The sequence below is a fragment of the Sutterella wadsworthensis genome, from assembly GCF_003315195.1.
Taxonomy (GTDB): Bacteria; Pseudomonadota; Gammaproteobacteria; order Burkholderiales; family Burkholderiaceae_F; genus Sutterella; species Sutterella wadsworthensis.
The window spans coordinates 21,075-43,289 of record NZ_QNRV01000017.1 but is presented as its reverse complement, the minus strand read 5'-3'; the positions used below and the strand labels follow the sequence as shown (position 1 = coordinate 43,289).

The following is a 22,215-nucleotide window of genomic DNA, read 5'->3' as shown; positions in this document are numbered from 1 at the left end:
GGCTGCCGCGCCCGCTCTGAATCTTTTTCTGACGCAGCTCATCACCGGTCAGCGCCCTGACGGCTCCGGAAACGCCGGAGCCCGTGCTCCGCCATCCCGCTGCGGGCTTATTCTGCGAGGATCGGTGATGAAGACCGCGTTTTGCAGCCTTTTTTCACTGAAAAATCTGCTTATAGCGAAGCAGCACCGATTCAACGGTCTGCTTAGGATTGAGCGTATGGTCAGCTGCTCGGCGGCACGAGAGCGCCTGCGTGCAGAACCCCGCTGCGCGCTTAGCATCCGTGTGCGAGGCCAAGCGTTCAATGGCGGCGTTTTCGTCGATAAAGTACCGCAGCTGAAGGCCAAGCGCCGAGCGCATCAGATCGTGCGCCCAGCGCGACACGAGGAGCGAGAAAGCCGGGAGCGTGAGATCGGGGGCATAAAGCCGCACAAGGGCATCAACCGAGAGTTCGGGGCCCGCACGCAAAAATTCGAGCACGGCATTCTCCGTTTTAGCGGAAAGCCGATCGTCTGCAGAGGGTTCAAGCGCTGCCAGAGGCGAACCGCCCGCCATCGCAAGGGCCTCTTCCGGTTTCTTGAGTTTTTTGGACTTCAAAAAAGCGAGCGCCGCCTCATGATCAGGCATTGGCACGCGCACCAGCCGAGAGCGGGAGCGAATCGTCGGCAGCACATCATCGAGCTTTTCAGCCGTAAGAACCCAAATCAGTCCTTCTGGAGGCTCCTCCATGGATTTAAGGAGTGACGCTGCCGCTTCAGCCCGGAGTTTATCGGCCGGATGCACGAGCACCACACGACGGCCGCCCTGATTGGCGTTCAGCGACAAAAAATCGCCCAGCACACGAATTTGATGAATGCGGATTTCGCGGGAGAGCTTCTTCTTGGCATCGCTGCGTTCGTTTTCCGCGGGCTCATACGCCACGTCATAGCGTGCGCACTGAGCTTCCGAAAGCACCTGCTTAAAGTCCGGATGGGTGCCGGCCTGCGCCAGCCGGCAGCCGGTGCAGTGCCCGCAGGGGGTGCCGTCCGAATGGGGCGAAAGACAAAAGAGCGACTTGGAAAACGCGAGTGCGAGCTCATAGAGCCCCGCACCCGGGGCACCGTACAAAAGCACCGCATTGGGCATCCGATCACGCATCGCCAAAAGCGTCTGTGCGGGCTCTTCGAGCCACGGATAAGGCGCTAAAGCCATGACGAAATCCTCGCAAAAATGTCTGCTGACACATCCTTTGCCGGCCGATCCGCATTGATAATCAGAAAGCGCTCCGGAGCAGCAGCTGCTCTCGCCAGATAAGCCTCCCGCACGCGGGTAAAGAAAGCTTCTCCCATACGCTCGAATCGATCCTGATCTCCGGCCCGGGCACGCAGCCGTGCGGCGGCCACAGCGGGAGCAATGTCAAAGAGCAGCGTCAGATCCGGCGCAAAACCGCCGAGCGTCCACTTCTCAAGCGCCTCTACTTTCTCGCCGGGAAACCCCTTGCCGCCCACTTGATAGGCATAAGTAGCATCGGTAAAGCGGTCAGAAAGCACCCAGCGGCCGGACTCCAAAGTCGGCCGAATGACCCGCCGAACATGATCGGCGCGGGCGGCAAAGAAGAGGAGCGTTTCAGCATCCGGCGCCATATCGTCGGCAAGGAGCATGGCGCGGATTTTTTCCGCCAAAGGCGTTCCGCCCGGCTCACGCGTGTGGAGGACGCTGACGCCTTGATCGGCTAAATGCTTGAGGAGGCTTTCCGTCTGCGTGGACTTGCCCGCACCGTCAATGCCTTCAATCGTAATGAAGCGCCCCAACATGCCCTGAATACTCCGCTTTGAATAGTGAACCTGAAAGCAAGCCTGCCTGTGGCCGTCATTCTACCGATGCGGGCTTCGAAGCGTTCTGCGGCGCCTCGGCAGTCGAGGCAGGCTTATCTGCCTGAACGGACTTAGCCGGCGCACCGCGCTTGAGGATAAAGCGGTTTACCGCGCGATTGTGATCGCGCAGGTTCGTTGAAAATTCACTCGTACCGTCACCGCGGGAAACAAAGTAAAGATACTTGGAAGGTTCCGGGTGCGCCGCCGCCTCAATAGAAGCAGCCGAAGGCATCGAAATTGGAGTGGGCGGGAGGCCCTTATTGAGATAAGTGTTCCAGTCGCCCGGCCGCTGCAGATCCTTTTTCGTCAGATTGCCGGAAAACATCGGTCCGAGTCCGTAGATCACCGTCGGATCGGTCTGCAGCGGCATGCCGATCCTTAGACGGTTGTTAAAGACAGAACTCACAAGATGCCGATCGCTCTTCACGCCCGTTTCTTTTTCAATGATGGAGGCGAGAATCAGAAGCTCATAGGGGGTTTTGGCCTCACAGAGCTCCGAGCGGGTTGCCCAAGCCTCATCGACGAGTCTGCGCTGCCGAGCGGCAGCCTGCTCCAAAACAATGAGATCACTCGTGCCGCTGCCGTATCGATAAGTGTCGGGCGCTAAGAAACCTTCGAGCGTCGCGGTATCCGAAGCGCCTTCCATCGATTTAACGCCCAAACGCTCGAGCAGTGCATCATCGGTGAGTTTGGCAGATTCGGGAGAGAGATCCTCCGCCGAAGCCAGAATATCCTCAACCGTCCATAAAGCGGCGCCCTCCGGAATACGCAGCTGTTTATCAACGAGCGCCGGTCCGGAAAGCGTCTCCAAGACATTGTAGGGCGTCATGCCGCGGGTAAAACGAAAGCGGCCGACATGAATCTTGCGCACCAGCGTTGGTTCAAGCCTTGTTAAAAGTTTCGCCTGCCAAATCGGCACCTCCACACCCGCCTGAGCCAGTCGGCCGAGCACTCGCGTCACGCTGTCGCCTTCAAGCACAGGCACCACGACAGTGTCACAGGTCATCACCGCGGGTTTTTCATAGAGCATGGCACGAACCTGCTGCCAGGCTACGGCAGCGCCTCCGGCAAGCAGCATTACCAGAAGAGCCAGCATCAAGAGTCGGCGCCCCCAATGCGGTTTGTGAGCAGAATGCACTGTCTTTTCGGACGAATCCGTCGGCTCGCCGGCCGAGTTTTCCGCTGAGTGCTGCGCCCCCGTCTGACTGCATTCCTCTTCACTCTTCTTAACCGCTGAAGCTTCAGACTCCGAAACAGTTTCGAGGCCAGGCGCCTCGTCCGGCTTCTCAAGAGGGGCTTCATCTGAAGCCGCATTGCTGGGCGTCTCAATGTTCTTCACTTCAATTCTCTGCACTTAACGGAAATCATCAGGACGCCTGAGTCTAGCGCATGACGCTTCAGAGAATCGGCCGGCGCCTCGCTGACGCGGTCTCCAATATGCATCGCGCCAGCCGTCAAAGAACAAGCATCTTTTTCCTCAAACGGCTATGCTTTCACGTCACAAGAACTCAATTAAAACTGCGAGGGTCGGCCGCAGCCGCTTAGGAACGGCCTTGACCCCAAATCAAACCATGGAACAGACGACCACTTCTTTGGCAGTGCCGCCAAGCATTGCCTGCGCACCGAACACTGCACTCATTCGTGTGACGGGCGAAGACGCCCGGCATTTCCTCCACGGCCAGTTCACCCAGAAAATTGAGAACCTCGCCGGCCGCACAACGCTTGCCGGCTACTGCTCTCCCAAAGGGCGCCTGCTTGCCGTCCTGCGCGCCTGGCTTCCCGGTGATGCCGTGATGCTCGCGCTGCCCGCGGAAATGGCCGAAGGTTTTCTCAAGCGCCTGCATATGTATGTGCTGCGCTCCAAAGTCACATTCGAAGTTGTTGACCCCGCACCTGCCATGCTGATCGCGGTCGGTGAGGAAGGTGCGAAGACACTCTCTGCGCTGGGCCTTGAAATGCCCGCCCACGGCGTCTGCATTGAAAAGAACGGCTTTACGCTGCTCGGCATTGAACCGTCTCAAACGGTTCCCGGCTTCTGTGCGGGCGGTGCCCGCGCCTTGGTGATCCTGCCCGCAGGAAAGACTGCCGCAGACTTTGGACTGACGCCGGCACCTGCAGCTTGGGCGCTCGCCTCATCCATTGCCGCCGGCATTCCTCAGGTGCTTCCGCCCACGCGCGAAACGTTTGTGCCTCAGGCTGTCAACCTCGAACTCGTTGACGGCGTCAGTTTTTCCAAGGGCTGCTACCCCGGTCAGGAAGTTGTTTCCCGCCTGCAACATCTCGGCGAAACGAACCGTCGTGCCGCCGTCGGCATTCTTTCCGCAGAAGCGGCCGCTCCGGCCGGCGCTCCCGTCTACGCTAAGGGTGAAGAGGTCGGCAGAGTTGTGCGTGCTGTGACCTTGGGCGGACGCACGCTCGTGCTTTTCTCCGCTACGATCGGCTCACTCCTTACCGGCATCACGCTTACCCCCGACGGTCAGCCGCTCGAACTGGTTGAGCTGCCCTATCGCTACCGCAACATCTTGAAAACTTCGGCCTGATGCCGAAAAATAATTAAATCGACGGCCGGTCAGGCACCGCTCCCGAACGCGCCTCGGTTCCGCACAGATCAGCGGAATCGAGGCGGTTTGTTATCAATCATTTCCCGACATAACTTTTCCCCGCCACATCTCTCATGTTGAAGCAGTCTCTTTGGGCGCTCGCTGCAGCACTCTTCTTCTCAATGATGGCCGCCTGCGTGAAACTCACCAACGGTGAGCTGACGACGCTGGAGATGGTCTTTTACCGATCCCTTTTCGGCGTCATTACCATCGGACTCTTTGTGAAGCGCAACCATTTGTCGCTTAAAACGCCTCATTTGATGGGCAACATCACGCGCTCTATTCTCGGTACGCTCAGTATTTCCGTCTGGTTCTTCACGCTCGGACAGCTGCCCTTCGGCACTAACATGACGCTCGTCTATACGACACCGCTCTTCATGTCGGTAAACTTCATCATCCTGGCGCTGCTGCGGCATCAGCGGGCGCCCTGGGGACTGGCGGCTGCAATCATCGCCGGTTTCAGCGGCATTACGATCATTCTGCAGCCGAGCTTTTCAAGCGACCAGCTCTGGCCGGCGCTTTTGACGCTTTCTGTGGCGCTCCTGGATTTGGCAATTTACTGGCAGATGAAAGAACTCGGCCGACTGCAGGAACCCTCTTGGCGAATTGTTTTTTACTTCACGTGCTTTGGCACCTGCTTCGGACTGATCGGCGCGTACCTGCTCGAAGACGGTCTTCATATGCCGAGTCCCGAAGCGGCGCTCGCCGTGCTTGCCATGGGCGCCTTTGCCACGCTCGGTCAAATCGCCACTACCCGCTCCTATGCCTATGGCAACATGCTGCTTTCGTCATGCCTTGGATTCTCTGCCATTCCTTTTGCCGCGATCATCAGCTGGCTCCTCTTTGATGAGCCCTCGACGCTGATGTCGATCTGCGGCATGCTCCTGATCACGACGGCAGGCATTGGCGCCACCATCATCACGAAGCGCGCAGAAGCCCGCGGCATTGCGCCGGTCGAAGGCAAGGTCGCTGCGGAAGGCAGCAAAGAATAATGCTATTGCGTTAATGGACAAAATTTACATTGACTTATGGAATGAGTCAGTGCCTCAGCAAGAGACGCAGCCATAAAATAGTTCCATGCTTGGGAGGCCCAGATTTTGCATCTGGGTCTCTTTTTAAATTGCAATCATTCATGGACGAAAAACGGCGCTCACTTCTGCGCCTTTCGTCTCTTCTGAATACGCTCGAAAAGAAAAGGAGTTGGTATGTGCACAACGGTGATTGTCGGTCGTCTGGCCTCGACCACGGGTCGCGTCATCCTCGGCCACAATGAGGACTCAGGCGGACGCTGCATGCATCAGCAATTCTGGGTGCCCGGCGGTTCGCACTCGGCAGGTGAATTCGTTGAAGGAGAACCCGGCCGCGCCCGCGTTCCTCAGGCGCCTGTCACGCTCGGCACCTATTGGAGCAATATGCTTGCGCCGGCCCCCGGCTCCTCCTTTGATCAGGGCATGGCCAATGACGCAGGCGTCGTCATGTGCTCAAACTCCGGCGGCGACTCTTATGACGGTCACCTCTCGGACGAAGAAGTCGGTTTGTTCGAAGGAGGCATTGGGTTCCTCCTTCGCCGCTGCGTGATGGAGCGAGCGCATACTGCCCGTGAAGCCGTTGAAATTGCGGGCGAGCTGATCAGCAAATACGGCTACTGGAGTCCCGCACGAAACTACTCTTTTGCCGACGCTCAGGAAGCTTGGGTACTCAATGTTGTTAAGGGCAAGCACTTCGTCGCACACCGCGTGCCAGACGACAAAGTCGTTCTGATTTCTAATTACTTAGCCATCCGTGTGGTGGACTTTTCCGATACGGAAAACGTCATTGCCTCGCCTGACTTGATTGACTACGCCGTCAAGAAAGGCCGCTTCTCGCCGGCCGCAGGCAGCTACTACCATGAGTTTGATTTCTCCGTCGCCTATCAGCCCGACGAAATCCGCCTCGACCCCAATAAGAGCATCCGCATGCGCACGGGCTGGCAGTACATCACGAGAGAAGTTTTCGACGATCCGAACCATTATCCGGAAATGGTTACGCCTCCGCATAAAATGAGCGTTGAGGACGTGAAGGCGGTTCTTCGTCTTACGGCTGAAGAAACATACCGCACCCGCGGCGACGGCCGGGCCGACGCCTTCCACGCGAGTGCACAAGACATCTCTCGCGCCCATACGCGCGAATCCTGGGTGGCAGATATAGCCGATGACCCGCTTTATACGGTGCTCTGGCGTTGCTCGTCGTCTCAGGACCCGAATCCCTATGTGCCTTGGTTCCCGATGGCCGGCGAAATCCCGCAGGGCTACCAATGGTCAACGCTCGAGGACGCCCGCCGGTTCCATTTCAGCATGCCCGCTGACATGCTCGACTTCAATGAAGATCACAGCTGGTTCATTTACGGTTCGCTCAGCGAAATCGTGAACTTCAACCGCGGTCTGATGGCCGGCATCTGGCCGGTGCGCGATTCACTTGAGGCTGAGTTCATCGGCGCAGCGGAGAAGGTTAAGCATGAAGCCGAAGCCCTCCCGCATGCTGAAGCTAAGAAGCTCTTGGGCGACTTCACGTGCCGCATGTGCGCCAAGGCGGATGAAACGTATCGTGAACTGCGCGATGCACTCACAATTGATGCCGCTGATGTTGTGCTCGCAGACGCTGAAGCCGTAGATATTTCCGTGAGCGACCCGAACGCACTGGTAGCCATTACGCTTACGCCCGCGGTTGAATCTTCCGAACTCGATCTCGATCCGAACAGCGTGCTGTGGAGTCTGGGTTTTTCAGGCAAAAAGGAATCCGTTCTCGCCCCGGCCAAGCCCATTTCATCAGCGAAGAATGATGACGGCAGCTGGACGCTTTCCTTCCGTGCCAATGAAGTCGCCCGCTGGGCAGTACCGGGCTGCTTCATGGACACCTACATTCGCGGTTTCGTCGGCCACCGCCGTTTTGTCTCACAGGTGAACTTCCGTTTTACCGCATAAGAGGCATACAGCGCTAATTTCCGGACGTTTGCCCGAAAAAGTGCCGGCAGGAGAGAACACTTCTGTCGGCGCTTTTGTTACTGCATGAGCCCGCACGCCTCATGGACTATTGGAACGGCCGGCTGTTTGCAATTTCAACTCGGTTCACTTCAAACCCATTCATCCAAAAATTGATTTATGCCGCAGTGAAGATTTACAGCAGCGACAGTCTCATTCCATTCGGATCAGCTGCTTCATCACAGCCGTACGCAGGAATCGGCTCTAATCGTTAGAATCAAACATTCTGCACTGACTCCGCGATGAATCAACTAAAAAATACTTCAGATCGTTTATCCCATCTCTGCCGCCGCATTGCCATGCTGGTTATCGGCATGGAATTTGCCACCTTTGGTATTTCTCTGACAGCAGTTTCAAACATCGGCACAACGCCTATCAGCACAGTTCCGTATGTGCTTTCCAAGATCTTTCCGCTCTCATTCGGAACGACTACCTTCATCCTCAACGTATTCTTCGTTGTCCTTCAAGCCTTGCTTCTGCGCAGCCGCTTTTCCATCCTCAATTTATTACAGATTCCTGCCGTACTCGTCTTCAGCGCATTCATCGACCTCAACATGCACCTTTTGCAGCCATACAGCCCAAACAATTGGTGGCTGAGCATGGCAATGAGTATGTTCGGCAATCTGGTACTTGCTGTAGGAATCATCCTGCAAGTTCGCTCCAAAACAATTGTGCAGCCAGGCGAAGGCATTGTGCTCGCTTTTGCGGCCGTATTTCATCGCCCATTCGGCACCGTCAAAATCGTAAACGATACCGTACTGGTTGTCATTGCCGGCATTCTTTCAGTTGCGGTGCTGGGCAGTTTGGTCGGGTTACGGGAAGGAACCGCAGTCTCGGCCATTTTGGTCGGTTTTCTTGTAAAAGCAATCACTGCTTTCTTCCCAGACCAACGTTCGGAAAAACCGCATGTGGTGAATATTCGTCACGAATAAAAAATCTTATTGATAGGCGCAAAAAGTGTATGCCCTGCAGTCTGAGACGCGAAAATGAACGAATTGCATGCGTTTCATTTCTTTATTCAGCGGAAATAAAACCTCTTCTCATAAAGCACAAACTATATCGATGATCAAAACTTCACTCCGCTCGGCAGGCCCCGCAGCGGCTGAGCTCACACGACGGCACTCGAAAAAAGTGCCGCCGAGATGAGCTCTGGCTCTGTACCGACGGGCATGTCTAGCGAGGCGATTGCAGCAGGCTGAGAGGCGGTTAACGCGGCATGGCGACAGGTTCCCACGTCAGTCCGCGCCAGGCAGCTTCCATGAGATGAAGCTCCATCCGGCAAGCTGTCAGAAATGCTGACGTCATTTCCGCTTTGACAGCTTCATCCGTTTCCGCAGCAAGTTCATCAGCAATTCCGAGTGCCTGACGCACCTCCGCCGAATACTCCGGCGACCCATAACCAGCGATCCAGTCCGCAAAGGGATTCTTTTGGAGCCTGCTTTTCTTTTGCGCCTTCACAAAGACTTGCCCCAGCCCGTCATAAACCCAAAAACAAGGCAGAAGCGCTGCTATGCCGACAGCCGGATGCGATGTCTTGGCACAAAGCGCTTCATAATTAATGTAAAGCAGCGTCGCGGGTTCAATCGTCTTGAAAAGCGGATCATCGGCCAAATGTTTCCCTGCGGCATGTGCGGCATACACACTATCGAGCGATTCCCGGACAGCATCGGTATCCTTGGCCCATCCATGGAGACGCTTGGCAATGCGCTTGCGCTCTTCAAGGGGGAGATTAGACATCGTCGCCACGCGTCCGGCCAGGGCATGCAGCGAAGCTGCGTAGCCCGCGAGATAGTGAACATTCTGAACAACGTAAAAGAGAAATGCCTTTTTTGGCAAAGTCCCGTCAGCCAAACCCTGTGTGAAAGGATGACGGCAGCAAGCCTCAAGGATTTTTTCGGCGGCTCTAACCGCATGGCCGCTCCAGTCTGCCGGAGCGGTCTGAGGCTCTCCGGCAGCCCAAACGCTTTTGGGCAGAAATGCCAGGAACCCCGTACTGAAAACGATTGATGCTGTGCTGATAAGCACCTGTCGGCGAGTACGGCAAACAGACGCTTCTTTATTGATATTCATTGCTTTTAGCTCTTCTAAGGTTTCAAGCGCTTAACCTGCTATCCTTCGCTTCGTCTCATCTAAACTGCCGCGATACACTTGAGGCCGATGCGTCATAATTTGACTTATTAGCCGTTTCAGCGTTCGGGAATAAGGCTTCATTTAGGCGTTTGAACAGACCGGGCGAATCGGAGATTTCATTATGTTGTACGGCGCCGTTATCGGAGATGTGCTCGGGAGTACGTTTGAATTCAACAATTGGCTCAAAAGTCCTGAGGAGCTCCCGATCTTTCCGCCGGACGCCCATCCCACAGACGACTCCGTCCTGACGTGTGCCGTCGCAGACGCCTTGATTGCGTCTGCGGTTCGTGACGATGTAAGCGAGAATACACTGCGCGTTGACCCAGTGCAATTTCAGAGAAAAGTGAGAGGGGCTCTGCGCGACTGGGGCTGTGCATTCCCAAAGGCTGGCTACGGCAGTCGATTTATGCGCTGGATGCTGAGCGACACCGAAGCGCCTACCGGGAGTCTCGGCAACGGCTCCGCCATGCGCGCATCCGGATGCGCATGGGCAGCAGGATCGCTCTTCGAAGCGCTTGAACTCGCAGCCCTTTCGGCGCTCCCAACGCATAATCACCCGGAAGGCGTTGCGGGCGCTCAGGCTGCCGTGTGGCTCATCTATCGCCTGCGAGAAGGCGCTGATCCCGAAAACCTTCGCCGCGAATGGAATGGTCTGTGGGGCCAGCCGCTCGGCGAATTGCCTCAATTGACCGTTCTGGAGGCGTCTCGTCCGATTCGCACGGACTTACGGTGCTCAGCGACGCTTCCTGTGGCAGCTGCACTGGTCTTAGGAAGCTCATCGTATGAGGAGACCGTGCGCCGGGCCGTAGCGCTCGGCGGCGACTGCGATACCATCGCCGCTATTGCCGGGGCAGCCGCTGAGGCCGCTTGGGGCGTTCCTGAAGATCTTCGAGCCAAAGTCGATGCTTTGCTCCCCATTCGTCTCATTGAATTAATCAGGCGCTTTGAATCTGTTTTTGCCGTCAGCGCTCCCAAACGAATGCCCGCCTGATCATTCGTCAGCTCGGCGTCCCTTTGCCGTAGTTTTCGCTTCCCCGGAAGGCCGCCGCGTTTTTTTATTGGCCAGAGCATCAAGTTGAGGCGCTAAGATGCTTGGGCTAACACCCATCCTCTTCGTCTGACAGCCATGCTCTACCGCCGTATATTCGACTACCTTATTGACAACGCAAGTTCGGACGCAGAAAAGCGGCTGCTCAATACCTTAAAAAAGCCGGCACTGCGAAACCAGCGATACTTTGCGGATCTGGACCTCACTTCTGCTCGATACAACAGTACGCTCAAGCGCCGGCTTCTGCAGTTCAGTGCAGACTTTCGTTTTCATTCTGAATTTCAATTCTGCTTAATTCAGCTCTGGGAACCAAGGCTCTTTGACATTTTCCCCGACATAAAAGGTTGGTCGACGCTCACGCCTACAGACGGCAAGGAGGAGCAGCTCATTGAGTTCCGCGATTCTCTCATCGCTTATGCCAAAACGTGTCCGAGCAAAGCCATGGCAGCGAGCATTCTCGCCGCAGGGTGGATGTGCGGTATGTTTGCCCCGGTGAGCAATGAAGTTACTGATTTCGGCAGAGCACTGATTGCTGCGCTCAGAACGAAGTACGACGTGCCGGCAGATGAGGACTGCCAATCCGATGAACGCACGCCTGACGCCAATGCAGACCCAGAAGAGCAGACGCCGGCCTCTGCGCCCCCAAAAGAAGCCCCCGCAGCTCAGCCTGTCCCGACTTCACGCACTGCCGACGGCCAGAGAAACTCGAGCGCACCAGTCGAATTAACCGTATGGGATCCTGCCACTGCGGCCGGACCGGTGCTTAAACCCATCCTCTTTGACGAACTGCTGAAAAGTTTTTCCGGCAAGGCCGAAAAACGCGTGGCTGCCGTTCTAAAAACACCGCAGCCCGCAGAAGCCATCGCGTTAGGCGCTCCGCTTGGCAAACTGCGCACCCGCGAGGATCTGAAAATCGCCCTGCTCGCTGCGGAAGAAAAGACGCCCGCTTTTTTTGAACAAGCCATGCTGGCTGTTTCCTGCGGCCCGCTCCATACCAAGATTGCTCAAAACGTCGCGCATTTTCATGCTGCAGACGCTGACGAAGAACGCGAAGCGGCGCTCCTCGCTTTGGCAGAGTTAGCCAAAGACATTTCCAAATCCCGAGTTCCCGAACTGCTGGCCGGCATCTGGCGCTGCGGTCTTTTTTCGCCCGACGGACGTCTCACGCTGTTCGGACGCCGAACCTATCAGCATTTCCTGCACCTCGGCTTCCTTGATTTTGATCTCTCTGCGCTCTATCCGGATCTCCTACTTAGCAACGAAGCGGGCGATCTGACGAAACGGCCGGATACTGCAGACTCCGCTGAAAAAAGTGAAGCTGCCGCCCCGGAGAGTGATTCAGTGCAGCCAGACCTGGCTCAAGCCGACGAAAAGGAGCGGAGCGAGGCCCCTCAGCCGTACGGCACCCTTCCGGTTCGTCAGCTCCTTCTGCGCTGGATTATTGAGCATATCGACAGTGATGCCGAATCTCGAATCATTGGGCTGCTCAAGTCAAAAACGCTGCGCGGCTCCCCGATTACGCGAGGCGTGCGCATCACCCGCGTGCGCGGCAACAATGCGCTGATGAAGCGCATCTTGTCGGCAGACCGTTCCGACCCCGGATTGCTTTCTGTTTTACGGCTGGCGATCGGAGAAAAGATGTTTGAGCGATGCTCGGCGCTCTACCCATCCTTCGCGCAGGGTCGTTTTTTGGACCGCAATAAAGAAGGCCGGCGGCCTTATCTCTCTGAACTGAAAAACTACATCGACGATGCAGGGACAGTTCAGCCCGCAGAAGCAGCCTCCTTTCTGGCCGGCGCCTGGCCTTGCGGGCTCTTTCAGGATGACGGCGATTCGCCCGCAGATGCTGACGCACTTTCGCTCGCCGGACAGCTGATTCTCAAGAAGATGGACGATGCCGGCATTGTCCCGTTGTCCGACATGATCCGTCACGCGGAAGACGCCGCGGCCAGAGCCCGCGAAGCAGAAGCCCGCGCCGCTGAACGTGCGGAAGCGCTGCATCGAGAGCAAGAAATGGCCGAGGCGGTTCGCTCCGCTCAGCGCAGACAAGCTGAGACGGCTGCAGCTGCGCTGGCGGCCGCTGCTGAGGACGATGAAACGGTTCAGGAAGCCGCTCCCGCACACCCCGTGGAAAAAAGAGGCGCACAGAAAAAAACTGGAGCGGTTTTGCCCGCTCAGAGAGCCAAACTCAAAAGTGACCCGAATACGGTTGACGCCCTCAGCGCCGAAGCCTCCGTCACCGCGCCAACGCCGGCCGCAGACAATGTGCTCCCTGCCGCAGAACCTGCATCCGCAGCACAAAGTGCTGTCAGCGGCTCTAAGCCGACCGGCGAATTAGCTGGGCAGCATCCCGAACCCGTCCAATCGCCCGCGCCCTTGAAAGCGCCGCTGCGCAATCCCGACCGAGAGCCAACGCCCGGCTGTGAACGGTGGCTTGGCTTCGTGCACCGCACCGGAACCTTTGTCAACTTCTTCTGCTTTGCCGTATGGAACCCATTTGAGGAGCGTTTTGAAGCCGCTTCTGAAGAGTCCCTTCGCACGCGTTTCCCAAGCCTCGGCGCCGTCAATCTGAAGGGCGTTTCGACGGGAGCTGTCAACGACGGCTCCATTTATGCTGCCGACATCGATTTTTCTGCAGATCTGAAGATCAATCTTGACGTGGGTACGGGCGCTCCGCGCCCGGACTTCAAATACCGTATTGACTTCGATAAGCTGACGCGGCAGGGCCGCATGCGCCGTGCTTCCGACATCGGCATCTATCGAATCGTCTTTCCGGAATCTGCCGAAGTCGACTTCAGCAAGACCATTCCGGTGCGCCTCTCGCTCGATCCAACCGTTGAACCGCCTAAAGGCACAAAGGCCGCCAAAAACAATAAAGTTTGGCAAAGCATGGGGATCTCTTCCGTGCCGGTGCTGCTCGCTTACCAAGGCCGATTCCTCGGTCCGTGGACCCTCAAGGAAGATGCGGGCCACCATCCCTATCTGGCTGCGCCCGAAGGCCTCGCCGACGGCCTTGCGCCAGGGCTTGAAGCAGACGGCACCGCCCCTGATTTGCTTGAAACGCACGAAAGCTATCGCGCCGTTGATCAAATTGTCGTCGGCCAAAGCGCCGTGCTCGACACGGAAGGACTCAAGGTCGGGCGCTTTGACATATTGAGCGACAGAGCACTCCTCGCCAAAGCTGCTCAGGCCGCTCAAAGAGCACTGTCGGCTTCGGCCGCTCCGCACTCATCCGGAACGGATGCGGGCAGAAGGCAGATTGAATCGTGGCTTGCGGCCGAGCATTCTGCCAATGAACTCTTTCCCGATGTCGCTGAGGTTTCAGAACGCCGCCGGGCTCGTCTGGAAAAACTCCTGGAAGCATCCGGCCGCAGCAGCCTTTTCACTCGTGAAATAGCCGATCTTGCCCGCATTTCGATGGGTGCGCAGGCGCTTGAAAAGGGCCCGCTCTTTGAGGCCGTGCTCGAACGCATCTTTTCGGATGCCAAAACGCTCAAGCAGCTCGGTGCCAGTTCTGCTTTCGTCAGTATTCTCGAAAAGAAAGAGCGGCAGGTCGATCAGCTGGCCCAGCGAATCGAAGCCGAACGCATCCGTGCTCAGGCTGAACTTTCTGCCGCTGAGGCAGAAAAGACCGCTGCCCTTCAGGCGCTCCAGGACGAACAAGCCAAACTCGCAGCTCAGCGCAAACACACAGCAGCCGAATTCGCAGCGCTTGCTGATCTGGAGGCCGTCAACGCCAAACGTCAGACACTCGCTCAGGATGCTGAGGCGCTTCAATCCCGCATTGAGGACCTCACACAGTCTGCCGAAGATCTCGAATCCCGCGTTTCCGAAGCTGCCCAGCGCGCACAGAACTATATTTTCGACGGCCGTGCCGCAGCCAAATTCATGGAAGCAGCAGCCGACTTTCGCCGGGAAGAAACTGAGAAATCCGTTGTCATCCGTGCCGAGACCATCCGCCGTCTGAAGACCTCTGCGCTTTCGGGCGCCGAACTTGCCGATTATCTGGTAAGGGGCGTCTCAGCCGTTCGCAGCTACAGTGCCAACGACATCCTCAACCTCTTTTTGTCCCTCACGCAGAACTTCCTGACCGTCTTCTCCGGGCCGCCGGGATCGGGCAAAACATCGATCTGCTCCATCCTTGCGCACGTCCTTGGACTCGACCTCGTATCGGAGGCGCTCGGCCGTCAGTCGCCCGAATCGCTCGCGCTTTGGCCGTCGCCGGAATTTGCCGACCGCTATCTGCCGATCTCCGTGGAGCGCGGCTGGACCTCCAAACGCGACTTCGTGGGATATTGGAATCCGCTCACCAAGACTTTTGAGAGCGTTGATGACCGCCGGCGCGATGCTTTCCAGGCTCTCGATGCTGAAGCTCGGCTCGGAGCGCCCAAACTCCCTGCGGTGATGCTTCTCGATGAAGCCAACCTCTCGCCCATGGAGTACTACTGGGCAGACTTCATGAATGTCTGCGACGATGCCTCTGGTCACGCCTCCATCAGCCTCGGCGACCACAGAAGACTGAAGATTTCGCCTGCGCTTCGTTTTCTCGCTACGATCAACAACGACCACACGACTGAAACACTCTCACCTCGCCTCGTCGATCGCGCTGCCGTCATTACCCTGCCGGCCGCAGACCGCGCAGCCCTGATTCGCACTCCGCGGAGCTTTACGCCGCAGATCATCAGCTGGGCGGCACTTTCATCATTATTTTCCGCCGGCACAACACCTCTCACCGGCGCCGCGAGGGAAGGCTTGGAAGAGCTTATTTCGCTTACGGCTGCTGCCGGAACGCCGATGTCAATTCGTGTGCAGCTCGCTTTTGAAAAAGCCGTGCTCGGCGGTCTGCCTGTTTTCCGTGAAGATCCAAAATTGGGGCAAAGTGTGGCAGACGCTGCACTCGACTGCGCCGCAGCCTCCCGGCTGCTCCCGCATCTTTCCGGCAATGGCCCGGACTACAGATCGGCGCTCGTCAATCTGTTGGATGCGGCTCACCGGCGGCGGCTGGTGCGAACCGCCGGACTGCTCGAAACGATGATCAGCCGCGGCGACCGTGCACTCGGATACTTCAGCTTCTTGTGAAGCTACCGACCGATATCCAAGAGCATCACGCAAGGAGCCTGAGTGGTGAACGACGCGATTCATTCCTCTGCCGCAGCCGTGAGCGACGATTCACACTCCATCTCTCGAATCGCCGCTAACCGGCTGCGTCTCGTTCCGCTCAGCTGGAAGGGCGAAACGGTGGAGCTTACGCTCCAGTCTGCGCCCGTCCACCTCTGCGCAGACACGCTCGTGAGGACGCTGCCGACGGTTTTTGCAGATCGGCCGTACCGCATTGAATGTGAAGGCGCCATGCTCAAGCGGCTCGCTGCGGTCACGATTGAGCTCAATGACGATGTCGTTTTATGTTCATCGACGAGCCGTGACGGCCTGCAGTTCTTTGCTCAGCCGACTGACCCGAATCTTTTTGCGGACGTATTTGGTCTTGCGAGACTCTCCGTCTCGCTTCGCAGACCCGACGCTCTAGTCCCGGAGCTTTTCTATGCGCCGCCCATCCATGTGCTTTTGCCTAAAGGGGAACGCGCCGAAGCCATATCTAAAATGGCTGTACGAGTCGCATCAGCGAGCGACAGACTCTTCCCGAAAGTGTGCTCGCACGATCGAACGAAAGAGGACTGCGGCGAATCATCTTCGGAAAAAGCGATTCGCAATCAGGAAGAAGCGCTCGAGCGCATTATTCAGCTCTATGAACGGCACTTCAGTTATTTTCGTACGAATGCACGCAGCCGTCTGAGCGAACGTGAAGAGGTCGGCGCCTTTGCCAAACTCAAAAGCTTTACACAGAAAACCCTCGAATTTATTGTTCGCCATCCCGAAGAGCTCGAACCGGCTCCCGGCGGCATCGGCATACGCCCGAACGGCATAGGACCCGCCTGGCTGCCGCGCAGGTCCTTGATTCGTTCTGCACAGCCCTCCTTCAATACTTATGAAAACCAAGCGCTGGTCGGGTTTTTAACCTCGCTTGCCCATGAAATCGACACGGAATCTGCGGAACTCACGGCAGCGGCCGAGCAGCTTCCGCACACGCAGTTCAATGTCCCTGAGGGTTATGTGCCTTCCACCGCCGCCATTTTTGCGGAGTCCGCCAAACGTCTCCAGCTTGCCGCGAGCCGCTTTCTGCAGTTTCGAGAGCGCCTGACTCAACTGCGCGAGCTCTATGTGCGCACCCTCGGCATTGAAGGCGAAATGCATCCATGGCCGCTGCGCCCAACGCCGGTCTTTCTCGCCATTACGCCTTATCGAGAAATCTTTGAGGCGGTTTCCAACTGGCGCAAAGCTCCGCCGCCCGGTCTGGAGGAAGGCGAGATGCTGCTCACCTGCATGGCGAACAGCCGTTTATACGAATACTACGTTCTCACAGCGCTGCTCGACGCATTCTCCGCCAACGGGTTCCTGCAGACGACGGCCTCAAGATATGACTATCAGGGAGCGCAAGGCCTGACCACGGGCAGTGACGAACGTCCCCACGCCAATACCTTCACGTTTGAGAAAGACGGCATCGAACTCACACTCTGGTACCAACCGGTCGTGAGCGGCGGGATGTATGCCGGAGAAAACGGGCTTGGACTCGCCCGCACTTCGGACTGGTCCCTGATGCAAAACAGCGACTCTCCCAACACGCTGAGAACCGCCGACAAGCCCTTTTACACGCCGGACTTTATCCTTCGTGCCGCATTGAAGCACGACGCCGACTCGGCCGACCATTCACGGGCGGTTTACTTTGTGGCTGACGCTAAATTCTCCCGCATGCAGACCGTGATCGCTTCTCAGACGATGAGCTTAGTGTTCCGCTATCTCTTTTCCATCCGGCCGATCCGGCCTCAGGATCAGCACGCCGGGCTTTGGATTTTCTGCGGCTCGGACCTGCACGGAGACGCCTCAGCTTCCCCGCTCACCTCCATGGGCGCCTCTCTCCATGGGCCGGCCTTTGTGGTTGAGCGGCTCGATCCCGAAATGGAAACTCAGGCGCTTGTCCGCACGGTGCTCCAGACCGCGCATGCACTCGCAGCCAACCCTTAAACACTTTATGCCCGAGATTGAAACTCCGGCCGGCTGGGGTTCAGTCTGAGCCCGAATGCGCTTAACGCTGCCAATCAAACGAAAGCCTCCAGAAAATGCCGAGATTTTTCTGGAGGCTCTGAAAGAATCTGCCGATACTTAGTTCGACAGCGTCAGAACAGTTACTTGACGTCGCCGAACCACTTGTCGTAGATCTTCTGGAAAGTACCGTCAGCACGCATCTCGTCCAATGCGTCATCGAGCTCCTTCAACAGCTTCTTATTGCCCTTCTGGACGGCCATGCCGTAGAAGTCGTCGGAAACGACAAAATCAAGCGCCGTCAGATTCATGCTCTTAGAAGCTTTCTGTGTAAGGAAGTACTTGTTGACGGGACCGTCATTGAGCATTGCGAAGCAGCCGCCCTTATTGAGTTCCAAAAAGGCATCCGCAGCAGAATTGAAGGTACGCACCGTCGTGCCGGGGATACGCTTCATCACCAATGCGCCGCTTGAGCCGATTTCGGCGCAAAGCAATTTATTTTCAAGGTCTTTGACGCTCTTGATCTTGGGAGCGTTATCCTTCGTGGTCATCACGGTGAGACCGGCGTTGAGGTACGGTTTGGTGAAATCGACCTTTTCCGCACGTTCCGGCGTAATCGTCAGCGCCGAAACAGCCGCATCAATGTTGCCGCTCACCAGCGCCGGCACGAGACCGTCGAGCGTCATGGAAATAATCTGCACATCGAACCCTTTTCGGCGTCCGATTTCACGGATCAGATCCATGTCAAAGCCTTCGTATTCACCGTTTTGCGAATTCACATATTCGAACGGCGCATAAACGGTGAGACTGCCGACTCGAAGTGTCTGAGCAGCATCAGCGGCGGCTGAAAAAGAGAAAACAACGGCGGCAGCTGCGGCAGCCGCAGCCATTTTTTTGAACATAGCCATCAGAGGGCCTCATATTTATGAAGCGGATTGTGCAGCAGAACGTGATCCCTCTTCTTATCGTTCACATGCTTCGAGTCTCAGGCGCTGGCGGCCTCCTCTCCGCGGGGATTTTTCGAACTGCCGGACCCTCCCGGGTTGGCTTCTGACTGAGTGACGGACACAAAGCGCCCTCCAGTCAGTGGTGAATTTATGCCGACGGGATCTTTTCCGTCAGCCTTGGTCAATGCCTTCCGGGCGGCACGTTTTCCTTTGAGTGCATCAGCCTGATGGTCGGCATCTTCCGCGGATCCGGCCTGAGGGGCCGTCCCGTTCCTCCTCGCCTTCACGGGCGCTTCGGACCCCATAATCCTACACAGAATTGAGACATTCGCTCAAAACCAATCATCCGCGCGGGCAATGTCAATGACTTAAGTCAAACGCTTCATAGCGTTGCGCGTGTATTCCCTGTTGACTGCATTGACCGACAGCAGACCGTATGAACGTCCTGCAAGCATACAAAACGGCTTCTGTGAGCAATATTCCACAGAAGCCGTTCAAATGTGCCTGGCCGAACTTTGGCAAACGATCAGGCAGAGCTCGTCTTCAGTCAATGCTGACGAACAAGATCATCCATAAACTGCAGATACGTCTCCTTCGTGAATACGGGCTTAAATTCACGGCAGATGCGATCGGCTTCCTTAGCATCGTCGCAGAGCAGGTCAATCAGCGTCATGGCCAGCACCTCAGGCGTCTTCACATACGCCGTCTCCTCATCCGAAACGACGTAGTCTGCACCGTGGAGCGTGCCGGTAACGCAGCCCACCCACGGATGCACGCAGGGCATGAGATGGGATACGTCGCCCATATCCGTGCTGCCGGCAGAATGAACGCCTTCCTCAACGTTTGCTGCGCCGAAAATCTGGTTGGCGTTTTCGCGCAGCAGCGTACGGAAGTTTTCATCGGGCTTAAGCGGGAGGTAGCCCGGAAGATCCGTAATATCGCACTTAGCGTTCAGCGCCATGGCGCCCGCATTCAGTGCGCGGTTAATGTCGCGGTTGTAGCGGGCGAGCGCCTCGACGTTGGCCGCACGCGTGTAGCTCTCCATCTTCACGTAGTCAGGAATGACATTCACAAGGTCGCCGCCGGAATTGATGATCGGATGGAAGCGCACGCAGTCGTCTTCGCGGAAGGTCTCGCGCAGCGCATTGACGCCCATCACCCCCATCATTGCCGCATTGAGTGCATTGATGCCGCGATCCGGAGCACCAGCCGCATGAGCAGCACGGCCGTGATATTCGATCAGTTTGCCGACAAAGCCGTTCGAACTTGCCCCAACGGTGAATTCCCCCTCGGGATTGGTGGTCGCGTTGACGTGCATCATCATAGCCATGTCGATGTCGTCAAAGGCGCCTTCGGCAATAAGCTGCTGTTTGCCCCCTAAGAACTGAAGCTTGCCTTCGCGGCGCAGTCCGCTGCGGTAGTCAATTTCGACATATTCTTCGGCCGGAACAGCAAAGAAGACCAGATCGCCGCCGAGATAATCCATGACCCCGGATTCTTTCATTGCATAGGCGACAGCCAGCAGATTGCCGATCTGCACATTGTGTCCGCAGCAGTGAGCTGCGCCCGTCGCGGGATCACTGTGCGGATGGTTGCGGCAGACGATGGCATCGAGCTCGCCCAGAACGGCAACCGTACGGCGGTGTCCCTTGCCGGCAAGACGCGCCTTCACGCCAGTGATGCCCCAGCCCGTTTCATAGTCCAGGCCGAGCGCATCAAAGGCGGCACGAACTTTGGCAGAAGTTTTCTGCTCTTTAAAACCGAGTTCAGGCTCGGCAAAAATGGCATGCCCGAGACGGACAATGTCGGGGTTGCGGCGACGAATAACTTCGCAGACCCGCGCTTTCAGTTCTTCCTTATTCATTTTGGAAAAAACCTTGCAAATGAAGCGACTCCGATGGAGCTCAAAAAAAATTCAAAGAGACTGCGCAGATCTTCAGCCGATCGCCCGGAACCGGGTGGATCGGTTTGGCGCTGCGCAGACTCCTCTTACCTGTCAATGACAAATTCTGCGCCCGCCCAGTGAACTTGAACAGTCCGGACTTGAGCGGGCGAATAAAGCTGCCTCAATGCATCAGAAGATGCCTTCAAGATGCAGAATGATTTCAGCGAGCACAGTTGCGCAGATGAAGCTGCCCGCACCGACGGCCAGCGCCACCGGAACAATGCGCCAGGAAAGACGCTTAAAGGCGTCGATATCCTTGCCGAGCGACAGGCCGCAGTAAGCAAGCACCGGCGTCGTGATGGGCAGGAACCCTACCTGCTTCGTATAGTGGATGACCCAGTCGCCGCCCGGGAAGCCCGGCAGCGAGATAACCACTGCGATGATCGATACCCAAAAGACCATCGGGAGAATACGAAAGCCCGGCAGGTGCGAAACCAGAATGCCGAAGGCCGTGATCACGACGAGAAGCAGTACGCCAATCGAGCTTTCGGCCATATTGACTTTCGGGAGCTGGATGCAGTTGGCGATCCAGGTAAAGAAGGCCGTCACCAGAAGGATGAACAGCACGTCCTTCATTTCTTCCATGAGTTTGCGGATTTCCATTTTTCGTTTCCTTTGTCTTGTTCGCTTGTATTCGTTGCCATGGAAGAGGATCAGTCGTTGACCTTAGGCTTCGCCGATCCCTTGTCACCCGTAAAGAACTCATAAACCTTGATCGTAACGGGGAGCGAAATAAAGAGCGCAAAGTAGATGCCGATCACAGACGTGAGGAGATTGGCCGCCGCTGCATAGGCACGCACGGTTTCTTCCCATTCCGGATGAACGACGATGATCGAGCTCGTCGCTGCGGCCATCATGGAGGCGCTGCCTATGCCGGCGCCCATGGCAAGCGCATGCGGATGGAAGAAACCCATCTGAGCAATGACGCCGGCCAGAACCGACACCCAAAGCGCGCCGAAGACCGTTCCGCAGACATACATGCCCATTACGCCGTGGCCTTCTGGAGAATCCAGGCCGAAGCGCTCCGAAATAATGGCGACGTTGGGTTCTCGGTCAATGGAGTAGCACGCGCCGATCGCTTCGCGTTTCATGCCGACGAGAAGCGCCACCGGCAGACCGAAGATCAGCGTGCCGAAGAAGTGGCCGAATTCCTGCATGATCAGCGCCCAGCCGGACTGCATGATCATTTCAATATTCGGACCGATGTCCAGCGCGATCTTCGTGATCAGCAAAAGAACGCCCACGGAGAGCATCTTGCCGGCTCGATTCATTTCATCGAGCCTCACGACACTCCAGCGCGGAAAGCTCACCAATGCACCAAATACGAGTGCATAAAGCAGCGGCAAAAGCACGACTAGACCGAACTTTTGTACACCCACCAGTTCCGCGAGCACCACAATAATGAGTGCCGCCGCGTGAATTTTGAAGTTCCGGATGAGATCCATGAGCGTCTCCAAAAACCTTCCGCCGGTTAAAACTGCTTGGCAAGCCGTTTTTTTTCGATGTTCGGCGGTTGAGGCTGTAATTAAATTAAAGAGGGAAGAGGTATAAAAAAAACGGGAGGCGCCTTTCGGAGCTTCCC

At 56.8% G+C, this 22,215-nt stretch carries 15 protein-coding genes; 7 read left to right on the top strand and 8 right to left on the bottom strand.

What is annotated here, in order from left to right:
• Nucleotides 1–154: 154 nt before the first annotated feature.
• The 3 genes from DES29_RS07805 to mltG are packed head-to-tail and all read right to left on the bottom strand — an operon-like array spanning nt 155 to nt 3,205.
• Nucleotides 155–1,189 (bottom strand): hypothetical protein, encoded by a 1,035-nt coding sequence (locus DES29_RS07805; RefSeq protein WP_021995739.1) that lies wholly within the window; start codon nt 1,187–1,189, stop codon nt 155–157.
• Entirely contained in the window at nt 1,180–1,791 is a 612-nt protein-coding gene (gene tmk / locus DES29_RS07800) for a dTMP kinase (protein ID WP_021995740.1), read from the bottom strand. Before tmk ends, DES29_RS07805 begins: the two co-directional genes overlap by 10 nt.
• A gap of 55 nt (nt 1,792–1,846) precedes the next feature.
• Complete coding sequence (mltG, locus tag DES29_RS07795) at nt 1,847–3,205, bottom strand: endolytic transglycosylase MltG (protein ID WP_236578910.1); 1,359 nt, start codon at nt 3,203–3,205, stop codon at nt 1,847–1,849.
• Nucleotides 3,206–3,404: 199 nt separating this feature from the next.
• On the opposite strand from mltG, the gene ygfZ reads away from it, so the two are divergent.
• The 4 genes from ygfZ (at nt 3,405) to DES29_RS07775 (ending at nt 8,400) form a co-directional block, all read left to right on the top strand.
• Nucleotides 3,405–4,391, top strand: a complete 987-nt coding sequence (gene ygfZ / locus DES29_RS07790) for a CAF17-like 4Fe-4S cluster assembly/insertion protein YgfZ (protein WP_236578909.1) — start codon at nt 3,405–3,407, stop codon at nt 4,389–4,391.
• A gap of 134 nt (nt 4,392–4,525) precedes the next feature.
• Nucleotides 4,526–5,443 carry a DMT family transporter gene (locus tag DES29_RS07785; RefSeq protein ID WP_005429836.1) on the top strand — a complete coding sequence of 306 codons (918 nt, stop codon included), beginning with the start codon at nt 4,526–4,528 and terminating at the stop codon, nt 5,441–5,443.
• A gap of 213 nt (nt 5,444–5,656) precedes the next feature.
• Nucleotides 5,657–7,411, top strand: coding sequence for a C69 family dipeptidase (locus DES29_RS07780; RefSeq protein WP_021995330.1), 1,755 nt, complete (start codon nt 5,657–5,659; stop codon nt 7,409–7,411).
• Nucleotides 7,412–7,767: 356 nt separating this feature from the next.
• Nucleotides 7,768–8,400, top strand: coding sequence for a YczE/YyaS/YitT family protein (locus DES29_RS07775; RefSeq protein ID WP_016474680.1), 633 nt, complete (start codon nt 7,768–7,770; stop codon nt 8,398–8,400).
• 274 nt (nt 8,401–8,674) lie between these two features.
• Here the strand turns inward: DES29_RS07775 and DES29_RS07770 are convergent, their stop codons facing one another.
• Nucleotides 8,675–9,538, bottom strand: coding sequence for a TenA family protein (locus tag DES29_RS07770; protein ID WP_021995332.1), 864 nt, complete (start codon nt 9,536–9,538; stop codon nt 8,675–8,677).
• A 181-nt stretch (nt 9,539–9,719) separates the two neighbouring features.
• Here DES29_RS07770 and DES29_RS07765 point away from each other — a divergent pair, with 181 nt between their 5' ends.
• The 3 genes from DES29_RS07765 (at nt 9,720) to DES29_RS07755 (ending at nt 17,723) form a co-directional block, all read left to right on the top strand.
• Nucleotides 9,720–10,589 carry an ADP-ribosylglycohydrolase family protein gene (locus DES29_RS07765; protein ID WP_016474682.1) on the top strand — a complete coding sequence of 290 codons (870 nt, stop codon included), beginning with the start codon at nt 9,720–9,722 and terminating at the stop codon, nt 10,587–10,589.
• A gap of 135 nt (nt 10,590–10,724) precedes the next feature.
• A complete protein-coding gene (locus DES29_RS07760; protein ID WP_113854689.1) occupies nt 10,725–15,725 on the top strand; it encodes a hypothetical protein in 5,001 nt (1,666 codons plus the stop codon).
• Between the two features lie 45 nt (nt 15,726–15,770).
• Nucleotides 15,771–17,723, top strand: coding sequence for a hypothetical protein (locus tag DES29_RS07755; protein ID WP_236578907.1), 1,953 nt, complete (start codon nt 15,771–15,773; stop codon nt 17,721–17,723).
• Nucleotides 17,724–17,884: 161 nt separating this feature from the next.
• Here the strand turns inward: DES29_RS07755 and DES29_RS07750 are convergent, their stop codons facing one another.
• From DES29_RS07750 to DES29_RS07730, 4 genes are all read right to left on the bottom strand, one after another.
• Nucleotides 17,885–18,649, bottom strand: a complete 765-nt coding sequence (locus DES29_RS07750) for a basic amino acid ABC transporter substrate-binding protein (RefSeq protein WP_016474685.1) — start codon at nt 18,647–18,649, stop codon at nt 17,885–17,887.
• 586 nt (nt 18,650–19,235) lie between these two features.
• Nucleotides 19,236–20,552 carry an amidohydrolase gene (locus tag DES29_RS07740; RefSeq protein ID WP_016474687.1) on the bottom strand — a complete coding sequence of 439 codons (1,317 nt, stop codon included), beginning with the start codon at nt 20,550–20,552 and terminating at the stop codon, nt 19,236–19,238.
• A 210-nt stretch (nt 20,553–20,762) separates the two neighbouring features.
• A complete protein-coding gene (locus tag DES29_RS07735; RefSeq protein ID WP_005429820.1) occupies nt 20,763–21,236 on the bottom strand; it encodes a hypothetical protein in 474 nt (157 codons plus the stop codon).
• A gap of 50 nt (nt 21,237–21,286) precedes the next feature.
• Nucleotides 21,287–22,078, bottom strand: coding sequence for a DUF3100 domain-containing protein (locus DES29_RS07730; RefSeq protein WP_016474688.1), 792 nt, complete (start codon nt 22,076–22,078; stop codon nt 21,287–21,289).
• Nucleotides 22,079–22,215 lie beyond the last annotated feature (137 nt).